This window comes from Leptothoe sp. EHU-05/26/07-4, assembly GCF_043421015.1.
GTDB lineage: Bacteria > Cyanobacteriota > Cyanobacteriia > Phormidesmidales > Phormidesmidaceae > Leptothoe > Leptothoe turfae.
In genome coordinates this window covers 922,298-940,717 of sequence record NZ_JAXSQV010000007.1, presented here as the reverse complement: position 1 = coordinate 940,717, position 18,420 = coordinate 922,298, and the positions used below count along the sequence as shown (strand labels likewise).

13 protein-coding genes are annotated in these 18,420 nt (G+C 47.9%); 8 read left to right on the top strand and 5 right to left on the bottom strand.

What is annotated here, in order from left to right; genetic code table 11:
• Nucleotides 1-43 precede the first annotated feature (43 nt).
• Nucleotides 44-1,381, bottom strand: a complete 1,338-nt coding sequence (locus U2F10_RS28570) for an adenylosuccinate synthase (protein WP_163663403.1) — start codon at nt 1,379-1,381, stop codon at nt 44-46.
• Between the two features lie 370 nt (nt 1,382-1,751).
• On the opposite strand from U2F10_RS28570, the gene U2F10_RS28565 reads away from it, so the two are divergent.
• The 3 genes from U2F10_RS28565 (at nt 1,752) to U2F10_RS28555 (ending at nt 5,248) form a co-directional block, all read left to right on the top strand.
• The gene (locus tag U2F10_RS28565; RefSeq protein WP_006518281.1) at nt 1,752-2,780 is read left to right on the top strand and encodes an adenosine deaminase; all 1,029 of its coding nucleotides are present in this window, start codon (nt 1,752-1,754) and stop codon (nt 2,778-2,780) included.
• Between the two features lie 200 nt (nt 2,781-2,980).
• Complete coding sequence (aspS, locus tag U2F10_RS28560; protein WP_163663404.1) at nt 2,981-4,780, top strand: aspartate--tRNA ligase; 1,800 nt, start codon at nt 2,981-2,983, stop codon at nt 4,778-4,780.
• Between the two features lie 150 nt (nt 4,781-4,930).
• Complete coding sequence (locus U2F10_RS28555) at nt 4,931-5,248, top strand: DUF6464 family protein (protein WP_284681674.1); 318 nt, start codon at nt 4,931-4,933, stop codon at nt 5,246-5,248.
• A gap of 46 nt (nt 5,249-5,294) precedes the next feature.
• Here U2F10_RS28555 and pyrG read toward each other — a convergent pair whose 3' ends face one another.
• Nucleotides 5,295-6,983 (bottom strand): CTP synthase, encoded by a 1,689-nt coding sequence (gene pyrG, locus U2F10_RS28550; RefSeq protein ID WP_163663408.1) that lies wholly within the window; start codon nt 6,981-6,983, stop codon nt 5,295-5,297.
• A gap of 315 nt (nt 6,984-7,298) precedes the next feature.
• Here pyrG and U2F10_RS28545 point away from each other — a divergent pair, with 315 nt between their 5' ends.
• Nucleotides 7,299-9,065, top strand: coding sequence for an N-acetylmuramoyl-L-alanine amidase family protein (locus U2F10_RS28545; protein WP_499873975.1), 1,767 nt, complete (start codon nt 7,299-7,301; stop codon nt 9,063-9,065).
• A gap of 57 nt (nt 9,066-9,122) precedes the next feature.
• Here the strand turns inward: U2F10_RS28545 and U2F10_RS28540 are convergent, their stop codons facing one another.
• Entirely contained in the window at nt 9,123-10,010 is an 888-nt protein-coding gene (locus tag U2F10_RS28540; RefSeq protein ID WP_499873973.1) for an aldo/keto reductase, read from the bottom strand.
• Between the two features lie 247 nt (nt 10,011-10,257).
• Between U2F10_RS28540 and U2F10_RS28535 the strand changes: the two genes are divergently transcribed.
• The 4 genes from U2F10_RS28535 (at nt 10,258) to U2F10_RS28520 (ending at nt 14,718) form a co-directional block, all read left to right on the top strand.
• On the top strand, nt 10,258-11,181 hold the full coding sequence (locus U2F10_RS28535) for a LysR family transcriptional regulator (RefSeq protein ID WP_499873972.1): 924 nt from the start codon (nt 10,258-10,260) through the stop codon (nt 11,179-11,181).
• Nucleotides 11,182-11,388: 207 nt separating this feature from the next.
• On the top strand, nt 11,389-12,318 hold the full coding sequence (locus U2F10_RS28530) for a helix-turn-helix transcriptional regulator (protein ID WP_499873970.1): 930 nt from the start codon (nt 11,389-11,391) through the stop codon (nt 12,316-12,318).
• 115 nt (nt 12,319-12,433) lie between these two features.
• The gene (locus tag U2F10_RS28525) at nt 12,434-12,925 is read left to right on the top strand and encodes a DUF4079 domain-containing protein (protein ID WP_499873969.1); all 492 of its coding nucleotides are present in this window, start codon (nt 12,434-12,436) and stop codon (nt 12,923-12,925) included.
• Between the two features lie 182 nt (nt 12,926-13,107).
• The gene (locus tag U2F10_RS28520) at nt 13,108-14,718 is read left to right on the top strand and encodes a flavin monoamine oxidase family protein (protein WP_499873968.1); all 1,611 of its coding nucleotides are present in this window, start codon (nt 13,108-13,110) and stop codon (nt 14,716-14,718) included.
• A 191-nt stretch (nt 14,719-14,909) separates the two neighbouring features.
• Here U2F10_RS28520 and U2F10_RS28515 read toward each other — a convergent pair whose 3' ends face one another.
• Together U2F10_RS28515 and U2F10_RS28510 are read right to left on the bottom strand one after the other, a co-directional pair.
• The gene (locus U2F10_RS28515) at nt 14,910-16,748 is read right to left on the bottom strand and encodes a tetratricopeptide repeat protein (RefSeq protein WP_499873967.1); all 1,839 of its coding nucleotides are present in this window, start codon (nt 16,746-16,748) and stop codon (nt 14,910-14,912) included.
• 79 nt (nt 16,749-16,827) lie between these two features.
• On the bottom strand, nt 16,828-18,378 hold the full coding sequence (locus U2F10_RS28510; protein WP_499871961.1) for an IS5 family transposase: 1,551 nt from the start codon (nt 18,376-18,378) through the stop codon (nt 16,828-16,830).
• Nucleotides 18,379-18,420 lie beyond the last annotated feature (42 nt).

Sequence of the window (18,420 nt, the reverse complement as noted above, 5' to 3'; positions counted from 1 at the left end):
TAGAGCTTTATCATCCTAGCGTTTGGGGGCCAATGATCATAATCTAAGCCACCTTAAATGCGCCACCGTTCTCATAGAGCAGGGCACGCTTTGGACCATGGATTGGATCTTCCACAATAATTGTCTGATCGCGGCTAGCACCCAACGACACAATGGCAATGGGAACTTCCATCAGCTTGGCCAAAAACTCTAGATAATCAAGAGCCTGTGAAGGCAGGTCCTCTAGTTTACGACAGTTCGCTGTGGATTGTTTCCAACCTGGCATCACCTCATAAACCGGCTTACACCGAGCAAACTGACTAGCACTACCCGGCAAATCATGGCAGCGTTCACCATCTAACTCATAGGCAACGCAAACCTTAATTTCGTCCAGCTCATCTAAAACATCCAGCTTGGTAATGGCCAAACAGTCTAAGCCATTAATCCGGACAGCATAACGACCAATCACAGCGTCAAACCAGCCGCAGCGACGCTGTCGACCCGTCGTCGTACCAAACTCGGCCCCACGCATACAAAGAGCATTGCCCATTTCATCCAATAGCTCAGTGGGGAAGGGTCCTTCACCTACACGAGTTGTATACGCCTTGGCAACACCAATCACGCGATCAATAGCAGTTGGGCCAATACCGGAACCAATACATGCACCACCGGCAACTGGGTTGGATGATGTCACATAGGGATAAGTACCGTGGTCGAGATCTAGAAGAGTTCCCTGAGCCCCTTCAAACAGTACATTTTTACGCTTTGTCAATGCATCGTATATGTGCAAAGAGCTATCAACCACATGGGGGCGTAATCGCTCAGCGTAAACCTCATACTCCTGGAATACTTCCTCTGCATCGAGAGGTGGAAGATTATAGAGCTTTTCTAGAACAATATTTTTGTAGCTAATTGTCCAATCTAACTGATCGCGAAAAGCTGACAAATCCATTAGATCGCAAATGCGAATCCCTGTGCGCTCTGACTTGTCCGCGTAGGTGGGACCGATACCACGCTTTGTAGTGCCGATCTTCTTACTCCCTCGACGTTCCTCAGAAGCCTGATCAATCAGCCGATGATAAGGCATGGTCACATGGGCAGTTTCAGAAATAAAGAGATTTTTACTGGAAACTCCCAGGCCATCTAACTTATCAAGTTCAGCTATCAACTCCTTAGGGTCGATAACTGTACCACTACCGATCAAACACTCCGTATCACGGTACAAGATGCCCGATGGGATCAAGTGCAGCTTAAAGGTCTGATCTTTTACAACAACAGTGTGTCCTGCATTGACACCACCTTGATAACGGACAACCACATCTGCTGATTTACTAAGCAAATCAGTGATTTTTCCTTTACCTTCATCGCCCCACTGGGCACCAATTACAATAACGTTTGCCAAGGGAATCTCGCGCGTTAGAGTTCAAACAAATCACAATTATGATGAGGCAAGGTAGCTAGTGTCAACAAATGCAACATAAACCTTGGTCGTAGTAAAAAAATAAATTCCGCTAACTTGCGCGCTACTTTCTCAAACCCCAAAGGTTAACTAAAGTTTAAGCTCATCAGGGTTTTGAAGTTTTTTTTAGGCAAAAAATTAAATCCTGAGGTAAAACTTAATTTAATAGGCATTTCACACTTTTTTAATTTTTGTTTCAACGTTGTAATTTTTGATCCCCGCGTAATTTTGAAAGGGTCGTGGGGTTGTCGTTGCTCTCGCAACATTAAGCAATTAATTTTTTTCACCAATCCACCCAATACATTGAGACATCATGAGTCTTTATGCAGAACTCCATCGCCATCTGGGGGGCTCTGTCGTACCCAGAATCCTGTGGCGCTACTTTCAGAGAAACCGTCCTGATTTAGCTGAGCGGTTTCAAAATTATGCCGAGTTTGAGCAATTCTACATTCAACCCAAGGACTCTCTAGAAGAGTATTTGGAGCTACATACCCTCGTAGAAAGTGTTCAAACTCGCGAAGCACTGCCTTACTTTATCTATCGTCTAATTCGAGGAGCCTACATCTTCGAAAACCTGGCTTATCTTGAATTGCGCTATACGCCGTTTTATCGCACACCCCACAGCATGAGCGAGCGGGAGCGCATGGACATGATGGCGGAGATCGTTGAGATCGTTGGTCGTGCCAGTGAACAAACCGAGTATCCAGTCGTGACTCGGCAAATTCTATGTATGCACTCCCGTTTGCCCTACGAAATCAATCGAGCCACCGTTGATCTGGCAGCACAGTACCCAGACTATGTCTGTGCCATTGACATTGCGGGTGGAGATGCAGCCTATCGAGAAAAGCTGGATGAGATTGTGCAGCTATATCGCTATGCTCAATCGTTGGGGATCAAGACAACGGGACACCTCTATGAAACGTCCAATGGCTGCTATCCAGAGCTGTTGCCCTATCTGATGAGGATTGGCCATGGTATTCAGATCCCGCTACATTATCCAGAACTGCTCAAGGATGTAGCTGCGCGGGGACAATGCTTAGAAGTCTGTCCGACGACCTACTGGCAAACGGGTACCCTCGATGAAATTAGTCAGCTGAAAGAGGTCTTTAGCCGCTGCTTTGACGCAGGTGTGGATATTGCAATTTGTACGGACAACGCTGGGTTGCACAATGTGCGACTGCCCTTTGAGTATGAAAACCTGCTAACTCAGGACGTCATTGGTTTTGATGGCCTGCGAGCATGTCAAGAAGCTGCGTTTCGTCATGCTTTTGCCTGGCCCCACCAAAAGCAGCCAGCGTCTATGCTGTCGGATATGATGCAGGGTCGTGCAGCCGTCCGATAGCGGTTTTACGGAAAGGGAGATTTGGCCTTGAAGTTTGAGTTTTAAGTATTGAATTTTGAGTTGATGTCCTGGGCTTGCCAGAAAAATCTCAAAAGGATCAAACTTAAAACTCAAACTTCAAAATTCAAAACTACCTAACAATCCTAGATAATAGGTAGGCTTTGTTGAAACCTACGAAAAATCACCCTCTTTCTATATCCATGCGTACCTTATACTGCGGTCAGCTGCGGGCCGAGCATATCGATAAGACTGTTACCCTGTATGGCTGGGTGGATCGCCGCCGTGACCATGGTGGTGTGATTTTTCTAGATTTGCGCGATCGCGATGGTGTTGTGCAAATTGTCAGCGATCCCGAACGTACCCCGGCCTCCTATCCAGCGGCTGATCAGGTACGTAATGAGTATGTCGTAAAAATTGAAGGCCGGGTTAGCCAGCGTCCACCCGAGTCATTGAACCCTAACTTGCCAACGGGGCAGGTAGAAATTTACGCCGATAGCATTGAACTCCTCAGCGCCGTGCGTAAGCAACTGCCGTTTCAAATTTCAACGGCGGAAGAGGAAAATGTGCGTGAGGAACTGCGGTTAAAGTACCGCTATTTAGATTTGCGACGAGAGCGCATGAGTCGTAATATCCGCTTGCGCCATGAGGTCATGAAAGCGATTCGTCGTTTTCTTGAAGACCAGGAAGGATTTGTTGAAGTTGAAACTCCAGTCCTCACCCGTTCTACGCCAGAAGGGGCACGGGACTATGTACTGCCCTCACGGGTTAATCCAGGCGAATGGTACGCGTTACCCCAGTCGCCTCAGCTATTTAAGCAGCTACTGATGGTAGCAGGCCTGGATCGCTACTACCAGATTGCTCGCTGTTTTCGCGATGAAGACCTGCGCGCCGACCGCCAGCCAGAATTTACTCAGCTGGATATGGAAATGAGCTTTATGGATCAAGAGGAGATCCTGGCGCTCAATGAAAGTTTAGTGGCCCATATTTTCAAGGTCGTGAAGGGCATCGACCTGCCGCTGCCCTTCCCCCGTATGACCTATGCCGAGGCGATGGATCGCTACGGTAGCGATAAGCCGGACACTCGCTACGGACTGGAGCTGGTTTCAGTCTCTGACATTGTTAAAGACTCTGGATTTAAGGTGTTTTCCGGCGCTGTCAAGTCTGGCGGTCAGGTAAAAGTACTACCGATTCCTGGCGGTAATGATGCCATTTCGAATGTGCGCATTAAGCCCGGCGGTGATGTGTTTAAGGTGGCCACTGATGCGGGTGCTAAAGGATTGGCCTACATTCGTGTTCGCGAAGGTGGGGAAATCGACACCATTGGAGCCATTAAGGACAACCTCAGTGATGAGCAAAAGCAAACGCTGCTAGAGCGTACCGGTGCTGAGGCTGGCCACCTGCTGCTATTTGGTGCCGGCCCCACAGCCACCGTTAATGCCGCCCTAGATAAAGTCCGCCAGGCCATTGCCGCCGAGCTAGATCTGATTGATCACGACAAGCTCAACTTCCTCTGGGTGACAGACTTCCCCATGTTTGAGTGGAACGCTGATGAAAATCGCTATGAGGCATTACACCACCCATTTACAGCGCCCAATCCTGAGGATATTGATGACCTAACAACGGCTAGAGCCGTGGCCTATGACCTGGTGCTCAACGGCTATGAGATTGGCGGTGGCAGTCTCCGTATCTATCAACCCGATGTACAGGCTAAAGTATTTTCCACCATTGGCCTCAGCGATGAAGAAGCCCGCGAAAAGTTTGGCTTCTTTATGGATGCCTTTGATTTTGGTGCACCGCCCCACGGTGGCATTGCCTACGGTTTAGACCGATTGGTGATGCTCATGGCGGAAGAAACGTCGATTCGCGATGCGATCGCATTCCCCAAAACCCAACAAGCCCGCTGTCTGTTGACCCAGGCACCATCCAAAGTAGATGAGCGTCAGCTCAAGGAATTGCAGGTGAAGTCAACCTATAAGCCAAAGGAAAAGGAAGAAAAATAGGGAAAATGAATGTTGGGTCGTGTTTATGTCGTGTTTATCGTGACCCAACATTCACTCTCCTCCCTTCACCCCCTCTTCCACAAATCTACATCCGCCGCTCCAACAACCTGCGCTACGATCAGGGAAATTGCCCTCAAATAATCGCTCTGTATGGTCGTAGTGGTATTTTTGATTCTGATAGGCCTACTGCCACCAGCTCTATCAGTTTGGGCAACGTATCGAGCCGAACGACGAGTCATTGAACGATTTGACTTTGCCATAGAATCAGCCCAATACCCCTCAGTTCACCCGTGGCGACGACGAGATCCAGATGAGCATTATATCGACGGCATTGGCTTGGTGATTGGTGATATCACCTGTCAGCTCAATGCCCGTTCTCCCCATATTCGCTGTGCCGTTAATCCCATGGGGCCATGTGAAGGTTGCCGCTCCTATGAAGGACGTACTTATGAACCCATGGCCCGATGAACCAACGGCCTAGGGACCGTTCATTGAACAGCTATCACCCAAGGCACTAAGCCACCGGATCGGCAATGGATTGGGTCCATGTTTCTGGTTCTGACATCGCTGGTGCAGGCGCGATCTCATCCATGGCAGAGGGATTGCCAGAGCGCTTTGCGGCGGCTTTGATCATGCCTAAGAAAAGTGGGTGAGGGGCATTGGGTCGGGATTGAAATTCGGGGTGGAACTGACTGGCAATAAAGAAAGGATGGTCGGGCAGTTCGACAATCTCCACTAAACGTCCGTCGGGGGAGGTGCCGCTAACCACATAGCCTGTTTCTAAAAACAGATTGCGGTAGGCATTATTAAACTCGTAACGGTGGCGATGACGTTCGTAAATGACTGGCTGGTCGTACAGCTGACTGGCGAGGGTACCTGGCTCTAAACGACAGGCATACAAACCTAAGCGCATGGTGCCCCCTAAGTCCACCACATCCTGTTGCTCAGGTAGGAGGTTAATGACTGGGTTTTCACTTTCAGGATCAATTTCAGCACTATTGGCTTCAGATAGCTTAGCTACATTGCGAGCCCATTCCACCACCACACATTGCATCCCCAGGCATAAACCTAAGAAGGGAATGCCCTGTTCTTTGATGTATTCAATGGTGCGAATTTTGCCATCGATGCCACGACTGCCAAAGCCCCCCGGTACCACAATGCCGTGAACACCTTCTAGATAGTCAGCCGGATCGTTCGCTTCAATGTCTTCTGAGCTGATCCAGCGGATACTCACTTCAGCATGGATTGCGATCGCAGCGTGCCTCAAAGCTTCTACCACCGACAGATAGGCATCGTTCAAGCTGACATACTTACCAACAATGGCAATATCCAAGGTTTGGGTAGGCGTGTATAGCCGCTCCACCAGGGTGGACCACTTGTCTAAGGCGGGGATGCGATCCTCTAAATTAAGCAAGCGAATAGCCTGTTCTGCCAAGCCTTCCTGCTCCATCAGCAGAGGCACTTCATAGATGCTGGGGGCATCATTTGCCGCAATCACACAGGCCTCGGGAACATCGCAAAAGTCCGACACCTTAGCCTTGATGTGCTCGGGAATCGGCTGGGCACAGCGACACACCAAAATATCTGGCTGCAAACCAATGGACCGCAGTTCTTTAACCGAGTGTTGGGTGGGCTTGGTTTTAATTTCTCCTGCCGCCGGGATATAAGGAATCAGCGTCACATGCATGTAGATAACATTTTCGCGCCCCACATCTTTACGGAATTGGCGAATGGCTTCTAAAAATGGTAGCCCCTCAATGTCGCCTACGGTGCCACCAATCTCCACGATCACTACATCGGGGTTGCGGTTTTGAGCAACCCGACGAATCCGCTCTTTGATTTCATTGGTAACGTGGGGGATCACCTGCACAGTGCGTCCATTGTATTCACCCCGCCGCTCTTTATTGATGACTGCTTGGTAAATCGAACCGGTGGTGACACTATTGAGACGCGACATAGAGGTATCGGTAAATCGCTCATAGTGACCCAGATCCAGATCCGTTTCGGCACCATCTTCCGTCACAAACACTTCTCCGTGCTGAAACGGACTCATGGTGCCAGGATCAACGTTAATGTAGGGATCCAACTTGAGGATAGACACCGAATAGTCGCGGGACTTGAGCAAACGGCCTAAACTAGCCGCGACAATGCCTTTACCAATACTGGAAACGACACCACCCGTGACAAACACAAACTTAGTCATAATGCGATCGCAAAGCGGAGATTGGATAATTATGCAAACCCAAAACAACCAGGTTTCAATTTAAAAACCAGGCCGTTAAAAGTTGGATGCAGTGGACCCCGTTAATTGTGCCATAGCCTCAGAGGGCCAGATTATTCCCTCGATGGGAGAGAAATACCTGGTTTTACCCCTGAGCAATCAGAATGAGTTTGACCCGTTAGTTGATTAAAACGTAACACTCTCTTTCTATTCGTCCTTACATCTAGTCGTAAAACCTATAGGGGGAGCAACAGCCGCTATAATTTCGCCCGTGGGTTGAATAGAGGGTAAATCACCATGGCAAATCGTTGGAAAACATTGGCGGGGGCATTAGTACCCGCATTAACATGCCAGCTTGCAATTGTTCACCCAGCCATGGCTGAATTATTTGTTGCCTATCCACCGTCCACTCACACCACCGTATCAGATCGAATTTTCTTTATTGGCACCGGTGCCCCTGACAGTGATGTTTTAATTAACGGCACCCCTATCACCGACCGCAGCTCAGCCGGACATTTTGCCCCCACAGTCCCCTTAGCCATCGGTCAGAACCAATTCACCATTACCCAAGGCAGTGAAAGCATCACGTTTAACATTACCCGTGATTCCTTAGAGCCTCCTCAGATCAATGGCATTGCCTTTGCAGAAAATACATTAGAGCCTAGCCGCAGTATTGCTCGTCAGCCAGGAGAATTGGTTTGTTTTGAAGCCGTTGCTCCACCTCAAGCCCAAGTCGCCGTTAATTTAGCCGGTCAGAGCATCGCTCTTAGGGTTCAGCCTGGCAGCTTTGAGCTACCTCCCAACTATGCTGTACTAACTGAACAAACTGAGCCCTATGCACTCAATGCTGCGCAGTATGGCAGCTGTGCCACCTTTAATCAACCGGGAAGCTTTGGCACCCCCGAATTTCAGCTCACCCTCAATGGGCAAACAATCACCCAGGCGGGTAGTGGCTCCATAGAGATTCTCTCTCCCACCTCTTTTCAAGTAGCGGAAGTTACCGTAGAGTCTGGCATTGCTCGCACTGGCCCCAGCACCGATTATTCTCGTCTAACACCACTTCCCCAAGGCACCAGCGCTACTGTTACCGGTCGTGAAGGGGATTGGGTGCGTCTAGATTACGGCGCTTGGATTCGGGCATCAGAAGTCTCGCTTTCTCCTAGTCCTATCCCGGTAACAACAACCATTCGCGGCATCAGATCCCGTCAAGTAGCAGACTGGACTGAGGTCATCTTTCCGCTACAGGTGCCAGTGCCCATGACGGTGGAACAAGACACCAACAGTCTGACCCTGATTTTGCACAACACTGTCCCCCAAACGGATACTATCTTTTTCTCTGATAACCCAGTGGTGGAACGGATGGACTGGCAGCCCATTTTGCCAGATAAGGCTTCCTATACATTCCATTTTAAGACCGATCAACAGTGGGGTTATAAACTGCGTTATGAAGGAACAAATCTGATTCTCTCGCTCAAACATCCGCCCGCCATTGATGCCACTGTCGCACCACTACAGGGCACAACAATATTGCTCGATCCTGGCCATGGCAGCAGTGAAGATCTGGGTGCCCGTGGCCCCAATGGGTATCCCGAGAAAGATGTTGCACTATTAATCTCTAAGTTAGTAAGAGATGAACTAGAGGTGTTGGGCGCTGAGGTTGTGATGGTGCGCGAAGGCGACGATGATTTGTTTCCACGCGATCGAGTTGCTGTGATTGAGGCAACAGAGCCCACCATGGCGCTAAGCCTTCATTACAACGCACTGCCTGATAATGGTGATGCCCTCAATACAGCAGGCATTGGCGCATTTTGGTATCACCCCCAGGCCCATGATCTGGCATTATTTTTGCACAACTACTTAGTAGAGACGTTAGATCGCCCAGCCTACGGTGTCTATTGGAATAATTTAGCTCTCACAAGACCCAGTGTGACACCAAGTGTCTTACTAGAGCTGGGCTTTATGATTAACCCCTATGAGTTTGAGTGGATTGTTAATCCAGAATCACAGCAGCAACTCGCTAAAGCGTTAGCGAATGGAGTGGCTGAGTGGGTAGTCAATCAATGAGGAGGATAAGGGTTATGGTGATGTTGATGATGCAGTACCTGAATTTTGATTTAAACATTATCCAAGGTTGTTTAGCTGCTGAAACTCTGACTGTGAGAGACTAATCGTTGCGCTGGCTAAGTTCTCTTTGAGATGGGCGATCGACGTTGTTCCTGGAATTAGCAAAATATTGGAGGCCCGATGCAACAGCCAAGCCAAGGCAATCTGTGTCGGGCTCATATTATGGGCGTTAGCGATTTCACGTAGAGTTCCCTCAGCATCCACTAAGGGAGAACCAGGTCTGAGTGGATGGGCAGCCAGGGGACCGTAGGCAATGAAGGCAATCTGATGGGCAGTGCAATAGTTGAGGATATCTTCGTGCGTGCGATCGAGCAGGCTATAGCGATTTTGTACTGAGGTAATAGGTGCGATCGCTTCAGCTTCCTTGAGCTGAGCCAGGGTGACATTTGAGACACCAATATGGCGAATTTTACCTTCCTGTTGTAGCTCGGCAAGCGTCTGAATCGATTCGGCAAAAAGCACTTTGGGGTCAGGGCGGTGCAGCTGATAAAGGTCAATACGCTCCAGATTGAGCCGTCGTAAACTGCCCTCAACACCTTGCCGCAAACTCTCTGGTCTACCATCTGCTTGAATATTGTCAGGTGCAGGCTTATTGATCCCTCCCTTGGTAGCAATGACTAAACCCGCAGGGTAGGGATAAAAGGCATCAGCGATAATTTCTTCGTTATGACCAGGGCCATAGGCCTCAGCCGTGTCGATCAAGTTAACTCCACGGTCTACAGCGTGGTGCAGCAATTGTTTACCGCCTTCCCAATCTGCATAGGGGCCAAAGTTACCGGGCTGTCCAGTCAAGCGCATGGCCCCGTAACCTAAACGGTTGATCGGGAGATCACCACCAAGTAAAAAGTTCAGAGGGTTAGAAGTGGAAAAGAAGGGAGACTCCATGGGTTTAAGACTAATAGCTTTAAAGTTTATGTTGACGAGGTTGCCTATCTTTTTAGAAATAGGTTGTTCTGTTCCTGTTTAGGGGATGATTTTGCGATCGCGAAGATCCTGAAATAGTTATAAAAACATCTCCTCACCATCTACAACAGAATGAAATCCAACTACATCATGTTGATAAATTCACTATGACAGGATCAACTGATATTGTGTAGACGATTAACAAAAATAGCTGTTATTCATTTTATGCATGAGCAAATCCCTTGATCGCCTGAATCTTCTGGATACCTTTGTACGCATTGCCGATGCAGGCAGCATCAGTGCGGCTGCTCGCGATTTGGGGCTGTCGCAGCCCTCTGTCAGTCGTCAGTTGGCAGAGTTAGAGACTCGTTTCAAAACTCAACTCATGCACCGGACGACCCATAGCCTGTCGTTAACTGTGGCCGGAACTGAACTGCTCGCCGATGCTCGTCAGTTGCTAGACAGCTGGGAAGCCCTTGAAGAAAGACATCTTGACGCCCAAACCACCCCCCGAGGCAAAATTAGCGTGGTTGCTCCCATCGCCCTGGGACAAAACCAACTACTGGATAGCATGCTGAGATTCCAGCAACAACACCCTCAGATTTCGCTAGTTTGGCAATTGCAAGATAGTAATATTCGCTTTGCCGAAGTTGGCTGTGACTGTTGGATTAAAATTGGCCCTGTCCCTGACGACTCCCTAAAAGTTGAGGCCCTTGGGCAGGTAGAGCGTATGATTGTTGCTTCGCCTCAGCTACTGGCAAACTATGGCTCAATCAATAAGCCACAGACATTGGGGCAGCTTCCCTTTGTTGTGTTGACACCCTTTGAAGGCGATCGCATTCCTCTATCGAATGCCAAAGGCAAGCAGGTTTTAGTGACTCCTTTTGCCCAAATGACCACCAACAGCATCATCGCCCTGCACAAAGCGACTCTTGCGGGCATGGGTGCATCAGTCTTGCCTCGCTGGTTTATTGAAGAAGACTTGGCTGATCAGCGTTTGGTGGATATTCTGCCGCAATGGCGTGCACCAAGGCTCACCATTCACGTGGCCACCTTACCAGGGCGTTACCAACCTCAACGTTTGCGACGCTTCCTCGAATGTTTGAGGATCGAAATCGGCAAAATTCCTGGCATTCAGAAACCCGATCGCTAAGGGAGCACTGGTTGATTTTGTGTTTAGTACATAGGTAATTTGATTTAAGACCCATGTTTCTTTTTCAGCGCAAAGGTTAATGTACAATCATTGCGCTTGAGAAAAGATTGTAAGAGCCAACAACACTAATGCTCTTGCGTGGTGTAGATTGATAAATCCTAATCGCAATGCTTATATTATCTTAATAGCCTTTGATAAGCTGACGCTGTGAAACAAGCCCCTTTTGGAACTAAGAAACAGTCCTCAAGCAGCGCGATAGCGATTGACTTCACTAGAGATAGCGAGATTTTACAGGTTTTGCCCTCTGCCTCGCTTCTTTCAAGCCAACCAAAACAATGGCATGGGGTTAACCTAAGCTACTATCAACATCGTCCCCATGAACTTCCTGAAACTGTCTCCAATCAGCATTTGGTTTTAGTTCACCTAGAGACTCCAACCTGGGCTGAACAGAGGTTAGATACCCAGTTTCAGGAAGATCACTTTCAGGTCGGCGACATTCTCATTATTCCAGCCCAGATGCCCCACTATGCTTGCTGGGATACAGAGCATCGCTATCTGATTCTTAGTCTTGAACCAACCGCATTTCTCAGTGCGGTGCAATTAACGGGAAGCTGGGATAGCGCTGAACTAGTGCCCCATTTCGCAACAGCTGACCCGTTAATTCATGGAATAGGATTAGCCCTAAAAGCCGAGCTTGAGTCAAGTGGCTTAGGGGGGCAGCTTTATGCAGACTCCCTCTGTACCGCGCTGCTTAATCACTTAATTCGCCATTACACTGCACAAAAACCAATACTCCCAGCTCAAGCAGGTGGACTGCCAAGCTATCGATTGCGGCAGGTGCTCGAATACATTGATGCCTATCTGGATCGCAAACTGTCTTTAGCTGATCTTGCGGCTGTTGCTCAAATGAGTCCAAGCTACTTCACTCAGCTCTTCAAAGCATCGACTGGATTCACACCGCATCAATATGTGATTCAGCATCGAGTTAAGCGGGCGAGGCAACTTCTCGTTGAAGGGAAGCTACCAATCGCAGAAGTTGCTCTCCAGGTCGGCTTCGCCCATCAAAGTCATCTCAACCGCCACTTTAAGCGATGGTTTGGAGTCACGCCAAAGACGTTTCTTAAACATCTTCTGTAAGAACGTGCTAAAAATCGGAGAAATTGGCAAGAAACCAAGAGTGAACCATATGCATACTGTAAATGCTCAGGTAATGGTGGGTTTGACAGATTAAGCTTAAATATTTGGTTCAGAAATGAATGGCTTACAGTTTGGAGGCTCACTTCCAGAAGTGATGAAGTATTGGCTTTATGCAATTCATCCAGCCTGGATGTGGGTTGTGTTCGTCTTGACGATTTACGCACTTTACTTAGGATTGCAATCTCATCGTGCTCGCAAAGCGACTGGAGAAACAAAGAAAACCTTAGTTCAACAAAAGTTTTCTCAAAGACACTATCAAAGCGCAGCATTACTTTTAGCTCTTATGACAATAGGAAGTGTTGGTGTTTTAGGGATTGAATATCTTAATAGTGGCAAATTATATGTCGTCCCTCATACCATCGTCGGACTTGTCATGACAGTTTTGATGGCTAATGCCGCAGCCCTAGCTCCCTTTATGCAAAAAGGAAAAGAGTGGGCACGTCAAATTCATATGGCTTTTGCATTCTCAATTACAGGTCTGTTTGGCTGGCAGCTTATTACGGGATTTGAAGTCATTTTAGAGATTATTGGTGAGTATAAGCCATAGAGGTCAGATGGTTTCTCTGTCTAAAAGGAACTAAGTCGATTAATGACTTTCAAGGGTGAAAAAACTCAATCAACACTATATTCATCAGCCTTTACAGAAACCTATCTTGCAATCGCTAACCCTTTCACCAATAGCGACTCGTCTCTCATTTTGCTTTGGAAAGCCACTTTGGATAACTACAAATGAATCAAGATAGTCGATTTTTTTTTAACGTCAACTCCTTATCCCAAATTAATCGTCGTTGGCTTTTGCGGGGTGTTGCTGCTTTAAGTGGTGCAGCTTTCACATCTCGTTTTATTCACACAAGAGAGCTATTACATGCAAAGGCCTCTAAAACAGAAATCAAGTCTACGAATTTGCTGAACGAATTAGATGCTACTCCTAATCCTAGTCAACCTTTGAAGGTAATAATTTTGGGGGCAGGAATGGCAGGACTTTGTGCAGCTTACGAGCTAGAAAAGCGGGGACATTCATGTGTCATTCTAGAGGCGGAGCGCAATCATATTGGAGGACGAGTTCGTACCCTGCGCTTTGGGAATGACCTGTATGGCGAAGTTGGTGCATCGCAAATCGCTAAGAGTCATGAGATAGCCCATCATTACATTAATGAGTGTGAGTTACAACTCCGTCCATCGGTAACAGTCAATCCTGAGGCATATTACTATCTGCTCAATCAGCGGATACGGGCGAAGAATCCCGAACAGTTGAGTAGTCTCTATAATCTAACTGGTTCGGAGAGAGGATTGACGCCGAATGATGTTTTAGGAGCCGTCATTGGCAGTCGTCTTTCTCAATTGAACGACCAGGAGAAAGCTGAGATCTTTGCTCAGCAGATTCAAAATCCAGCCGTTCGCGAGATGGATCAGCAGTCTATGCTTCAGTGGTGTAAAGCGTCTGGTTTTTCAGACAATGCCATTGAAATGATGGCGGCGACAAATGGTTTTTTGGGCGGTTTGATGTATTGTTCAGCACTTAGTTTTGTCCGGGTAGGCGCAAATTATGGCGAGATGGAGGAAATCGTGGGTGGTAGCGATCGCTTCCCAACTGCTTTGGCAGACAAACTCAAATCGAAACCGAGAATGGGTTGTGAAGTCATTAGCCTAGAGCGAGATGATTCAGCGTCCAAGGCGGCAGCTGTTTATGTAGAAGAAAATAGCATCAAGAGAGAAGTCGGAGACTTTGTTCTTTGTACGATTCCCTTCCCTGTTTTATCTAGGCTGGACAATCCCTTTTCTGCCGCTAAGCATCGGGCTATTCGGGAGTTTTCCTATGTTTCTGCTACGAAGGTATTCGCTGTAACGAATCGCCGTTTTTGGGAAATAGAGGATGGGATATACGGAGGGAGTACGTCGAGCGATTTACCCATCTCTACAGTCCAGTATCCTTCAGATAATACACAGGCCAAAACTCCTGCCATCTCGGCTGCTCCATCTGTTTTGCTAGCATCCTACACGACAGGTAAGCTAGCCCGTCATTTAGCGCATTTACCTGAGCAGGAGCGCCATCAAATTGTTCAGCAGAATCTCGCCAAGATTCATCCTCAGGTTAATCAAAATCAAACAATCCAGAGTATGAAAAGTTGGAGTTGGGACAATCACCGTTGGAGCTTAGGAGCTTGGTCTTTGATCAGGCCCTATCAGCAATTGAGTCTGTACGAACATGGGATTGTTCCAGAAGGGCGCATTCATTTTGCGGGGGAACATACATCAACCAATCAAGGTTGGATGCAAAGTGCGCTGGAATCATCGCTAAGGGCTGTTCAGGAAATATTGGTAGAAGCTAACAAAGCGTAATAACATTCCACCCATTAGGCACTTTTGTTGCCCAACGGTAAAATTGAGCGGTATGAGGCCATTTTATAACGAAGCCTGACGCTTTAGCCTTCACATCCGCTCCAACGCAAAGTCAGGCACGTAAAGCTCTGTGATTGCTGGGTTTCATTCTTCAACCCAGCCCACGAAGCTGTTTTCTGAGCAAGTTGCCATTAATTTGGGCCAAACTTAGGTAGTTCAGTTTGTTGGATTAATGCACTTGCCATCTCAACTGCCTCGGCAACACTCCTTAAAACTGTAGCTTTGTTACCTGGATCTTGGATAGAGTTAGCTTCAGTGAGTACTTGCTGTAGCAATGCCGTGACGACTTGGTTCTCGGCAAGCTTTCCACTAACCCGTGCAAAGCTATCTAAGAACACAGCTTTTGCATCAGAGTCCATCGACATGTCCAAAGTGAGCGACTGTTGTAGAACTGCTTTAGCCATCTCAAAATCTTTGATTTTTCCGTATGACAATGCAATACTCCTCAAGACCCAAGCTCTAGTAACAAAATTCGGGATGAGTTCAGTTTTGGTAAGTACCTCCTGTAAAATCTCTTCAGTGGCTTGAGATCCGGAGAAACGATCTGATATCCCTGCGACTATAGTCAAAACCAAAGCTTCAGCACCTGGTTCTGGAATGGAATTATCTGTAGCGGTAGCTCGCTGTAGAATTGCTTTAGCGACTTGAGTATCGGAGAGTTGCCAAGGCGTTATAGCGATTAACAGTAAGATTCTCGTTTGCTCTGTCGAATCTTGAATCGAGTCAATCGTAGCGACTGTCTGAAGTAGAAGCTTTTCGACAGCTTGAGTATCAGCAAGCTGTCCATAGGCTTCGACAATGCCAATTAGGATTCTGGCTCTAGTATCCGGGGCAGGAATATCGTTAGCTGCCGTGACTGCCTGTTGCAAGATATCTTGCACTAATTGTAAGTCGCCGAACTCGCTGTGTGCTTTGGCAATATCCGTTAAGGCCCAAGCTTTGACACTCACCTCCTGGATGGAGCTAACTGTAGTGATTACCTGTTGTAAAATATTTTGAGTGATCTGAGAATCAATAAGCTTTCCAGATGCCTTGGCAATGCTGATTAAGATTACAGCCTGGTCATAAGATTCCGGGATTGAGTTAGCTGCCGTGACTATTTGTTGTAGAATCTCTTTGGCAGTTTGCGGGTCAGAGAACTCTCCAGACACCTCAGCAATGCTGCCTAGGACCATCGCCTGGTCACGCGACTCTGGAATTGAGTTAGCTGCGGCAAGCGTTTGTTGTAGAATCTCTTTAGTAGCTTGTGGTGCAGAAAGTTGGCCGCTGGCCTCTGCTACTCTCTTCAAAAATCTAGCTTGAGCATTTAAGTCTTGAATTGAGCTAGCTGTCGTAATTGCTTGTTGTAAAACCTCTTTAGCGGCTTGTGGGTCAGCAAGCTGATTGTAGACTTGGGCAATATCCAACAATGCCTCAGCTCTAGTTCTTGAGGCTGGAATTGAGCTAACCGTTGTGAGTATATGTTGGAGAGCTGCCTGACCTGCTTTCGGATTAGAGAACTGGCCAGATAATTCTGTAATGCCTTCCAAAGCACTTGTACGTCTTCTACTCCTCTTATCCCAGTCTGAAACAGCGTTAAGAATGGCAAGTATCTGTTGTAAAACTTCCTGGGTAGCTTGATCATTAGACAGTTGACTATAGACTTTTGCAATTTTGCTTAAGACCCAAGCTCTAGCATCTGCATCTGAGATAAGGCTAGCTTCGGCAGCGATCTGTTGCAATAGCGCTTGAGCAGTCTGAGTGTCGGGAATTTGGCCAGATGCTTTTACAATTTTACTTAAGACTGGAATTCTCTCTTTTTCTGGCCTTGTGCTAACCGTGATCAGCATTTGCTGCAATAGCTCTTGTGCCTTTGGAGAGTCGGAAAGCTTTCCATAGGTTTCTGCAACCTTAATCAAGAACAAAACTTTCTCTTCTTCTGGGATTGAGTCGGCTAAGGTGAGTGTCTGTTCTAGAATCCCCTTAGCCATTTGAGGTTTAGGGATTTGTCCGTAGGCTTCTGCCAGCCTAAGTAGGGTTTGCTGAAAAACTCAATAGAAATCTCAGGGATTATCCAGCAGCCCAGCCAGGGTCAGTAGCCCCTTTCCCAGGGTCGAGCCTTTTCAGCCAGTCCTTGCTTAAGGTGTCTGTAAAGGGTCTCACATCTGCCTGAGAGCGGCGGAGTAAGCGGATCACCCCCATCAAAAACAAGCCAATAAAACGGCGTAGCCGTTTCTCCAAGTTCATCACCAAACAAGTGATGGCAATCATGGTTTCAGCAGTTTGGGCGAGTTTGGCCATGACGTGTCCGAGTCCAAATCGTCGTTTGGCCTGACCAAACTTACCTTCGACAGTGACTCGAATACTCTCATCGTCTCGGGCTTGTTGTCGGAGGAAGGCGTGTTGAGCTTCATCGAGTGACGGTCGACCCAAGGGCGGACCACTTAGACGGATGCCATGCTGTTTACACCACCTCAAGTTATCGCGTGTCCGATAAATCTGGTCGGCATGCACTGAGGCGGGATAGTGTCCGGTGCGGGCGCGAAAGCGTTCTATCTGGGGTATCAAGTCTTCGGATTCATTAAAGTTATCCCAACTGAGACGGTCGAGAAACACATAGCCCGCCACACAACTCATGGCGAATTTGGCTCCAAATTCAACGGGGGTTCCGGCTTTACCGCGCACAATGGGTCGTACATGGGGCTGTGAAATACTCACAATGCGGTCATTAATCCGTCGCTGCTTGTGTTGATACATGTGCTGTTGTTGGCGATAGACCTCATAAATCACCAACAGGGTCTTGTACTCTCGTGGATTCAGCGCTGCAAGCGTTGCGCCTGCTTTGATTAACCGGTCAATGTACCCTAGGTTTCGTCGCACATAGTTGAGTTGTTGTCGGAGGCCTTTACGAATCAACTTGCGTGACTTCTTGCGCCGTTTCACAATCCTGAGGTAGTCTCTGCGGGCGGTTTGTCGATACGTTCGAGGCTTCTTTGGAAGACAGCCTGCTACCTGTTGATACAACTCATCAATGAGCCGTTCACTGTGCTCTCTCGCTTGGTTGAGTAAATCGAGGTCAGTCGGATAGTGAATATCGGCAGGCGCACAACTCGCATCCACAATCAATTGACCTTGATTGCCACTCGATGGCGGGGCTGGTGGATCTGAGTCATCATCGCTCTCGGATGCACTGTCCTCAGATGAGGCGGAGGCGGGGGCCATGCCTGCTTCAACCACCGACTCATTGACCGCTGACACCAGGTCGACACGGATTCGTTTGCGAAAATGAACCAGCATCGACGCATCAAACGGGGGCGTGTCGCTGTACTCATGCAGTCCAAGAAAATATTGCAGATACGGGTTCTCTCGTATTTGGTCTATCGTCTCTCGGTCGCTGGTACCCAATTTCTCTTTGATAATCAATGCGCCCAGAGCCATCCGAAAGCCCTTCGCTGGCGCTCCCATATCCTCGCTAAACTGGCTAGCATAGGTTGATTCGAACTCATCCCATGGGATCATCTCGGCCAGTTTCACCCAGCGATTCTCCGACGATAATTTGCCCCCAAACGGTAGATAAAAATCTTCGAAAGATAACTGGCCAGGTGATGATTGTCGGTACATTTCCCTGAGTAGGTGCAAGGGTTTTAAGCATTTTAGCCACTT

Coding starts and splice junctions, on each gene's coding strand:
- U2F10_RS28525 (WP_499873969.1), top strand. CDS start 12,434: ATGAATGGCTTACAGTTTGGAGGCTCACTTCCAGAAGTGATGAAGTAT.
- aspS (WP_163663404.1), top strand. CDS start 2,981: ATGCGTACCTTATACTGCGGTCAGCTGCGGGCCGAGCATATCGATAAG.
- U2F10_RS28515 (WP_499873967.1), bottom strand. CDS start 16,748: ATGGCTAAGGGGATTCTAGAACAGACACTCACCTTAGCCGACTCAATC.
- U2F10_RS28545 (WP_499873975.1), top strand. CDS start 7,299: ATGGCAAATCGTTGGAAAACATTGGCGGGGGCATTAGTACCCGCATTA.
- pyrG (WP_163663408.1), bottom strand. CDS start 6,983: ATGACTAAGTTTGTGTTTGTCACGGGTGGTGTCGTTTCCAGTATTGGT.
- U2F10_RS28555 (WP_284681674.1), top strand. CDS start 4,931: ATGGTCGTAGTGGTATTTTTGATTCTGATAGGCCTACTGCCACCAGCT.
- U2F10_RS28565 (WP_006518281.1), top strand. CDS start 1,752: ATGAGTCTTTATGCAGAACTCCATCGCCATCTGGGGGGCTCTGTCGTA.
- U2F10_RS28540 (WP_499873973.1), bottom strand. CDS start 10,010: ATGGAGTCTCCCTTCTTTTCCACTTCTAACCCTCTGAACTTTTTACTT.
- U2F10_RS28510 (WP_499871961.1), bottom strand. CDS start 18,378: ATGTACCGACAATCATCACCTGGCCAGTTATCTTTCGAAGATTTTTAT.
- U2F10_RS28535 (WP_499873972.1), top strand. CDS start 10,258: ATGAGCAAATCCCTTGATCGCCTGAATCTTCTGGATACCTTTGTACGC.
- U2F10_RS28520 (WP_499873968.1), top strand. CDS start 13,108: ATGAATCAAGATAGTCGATTTTTTTTTAACGTCAACTCCTTATCCCAA.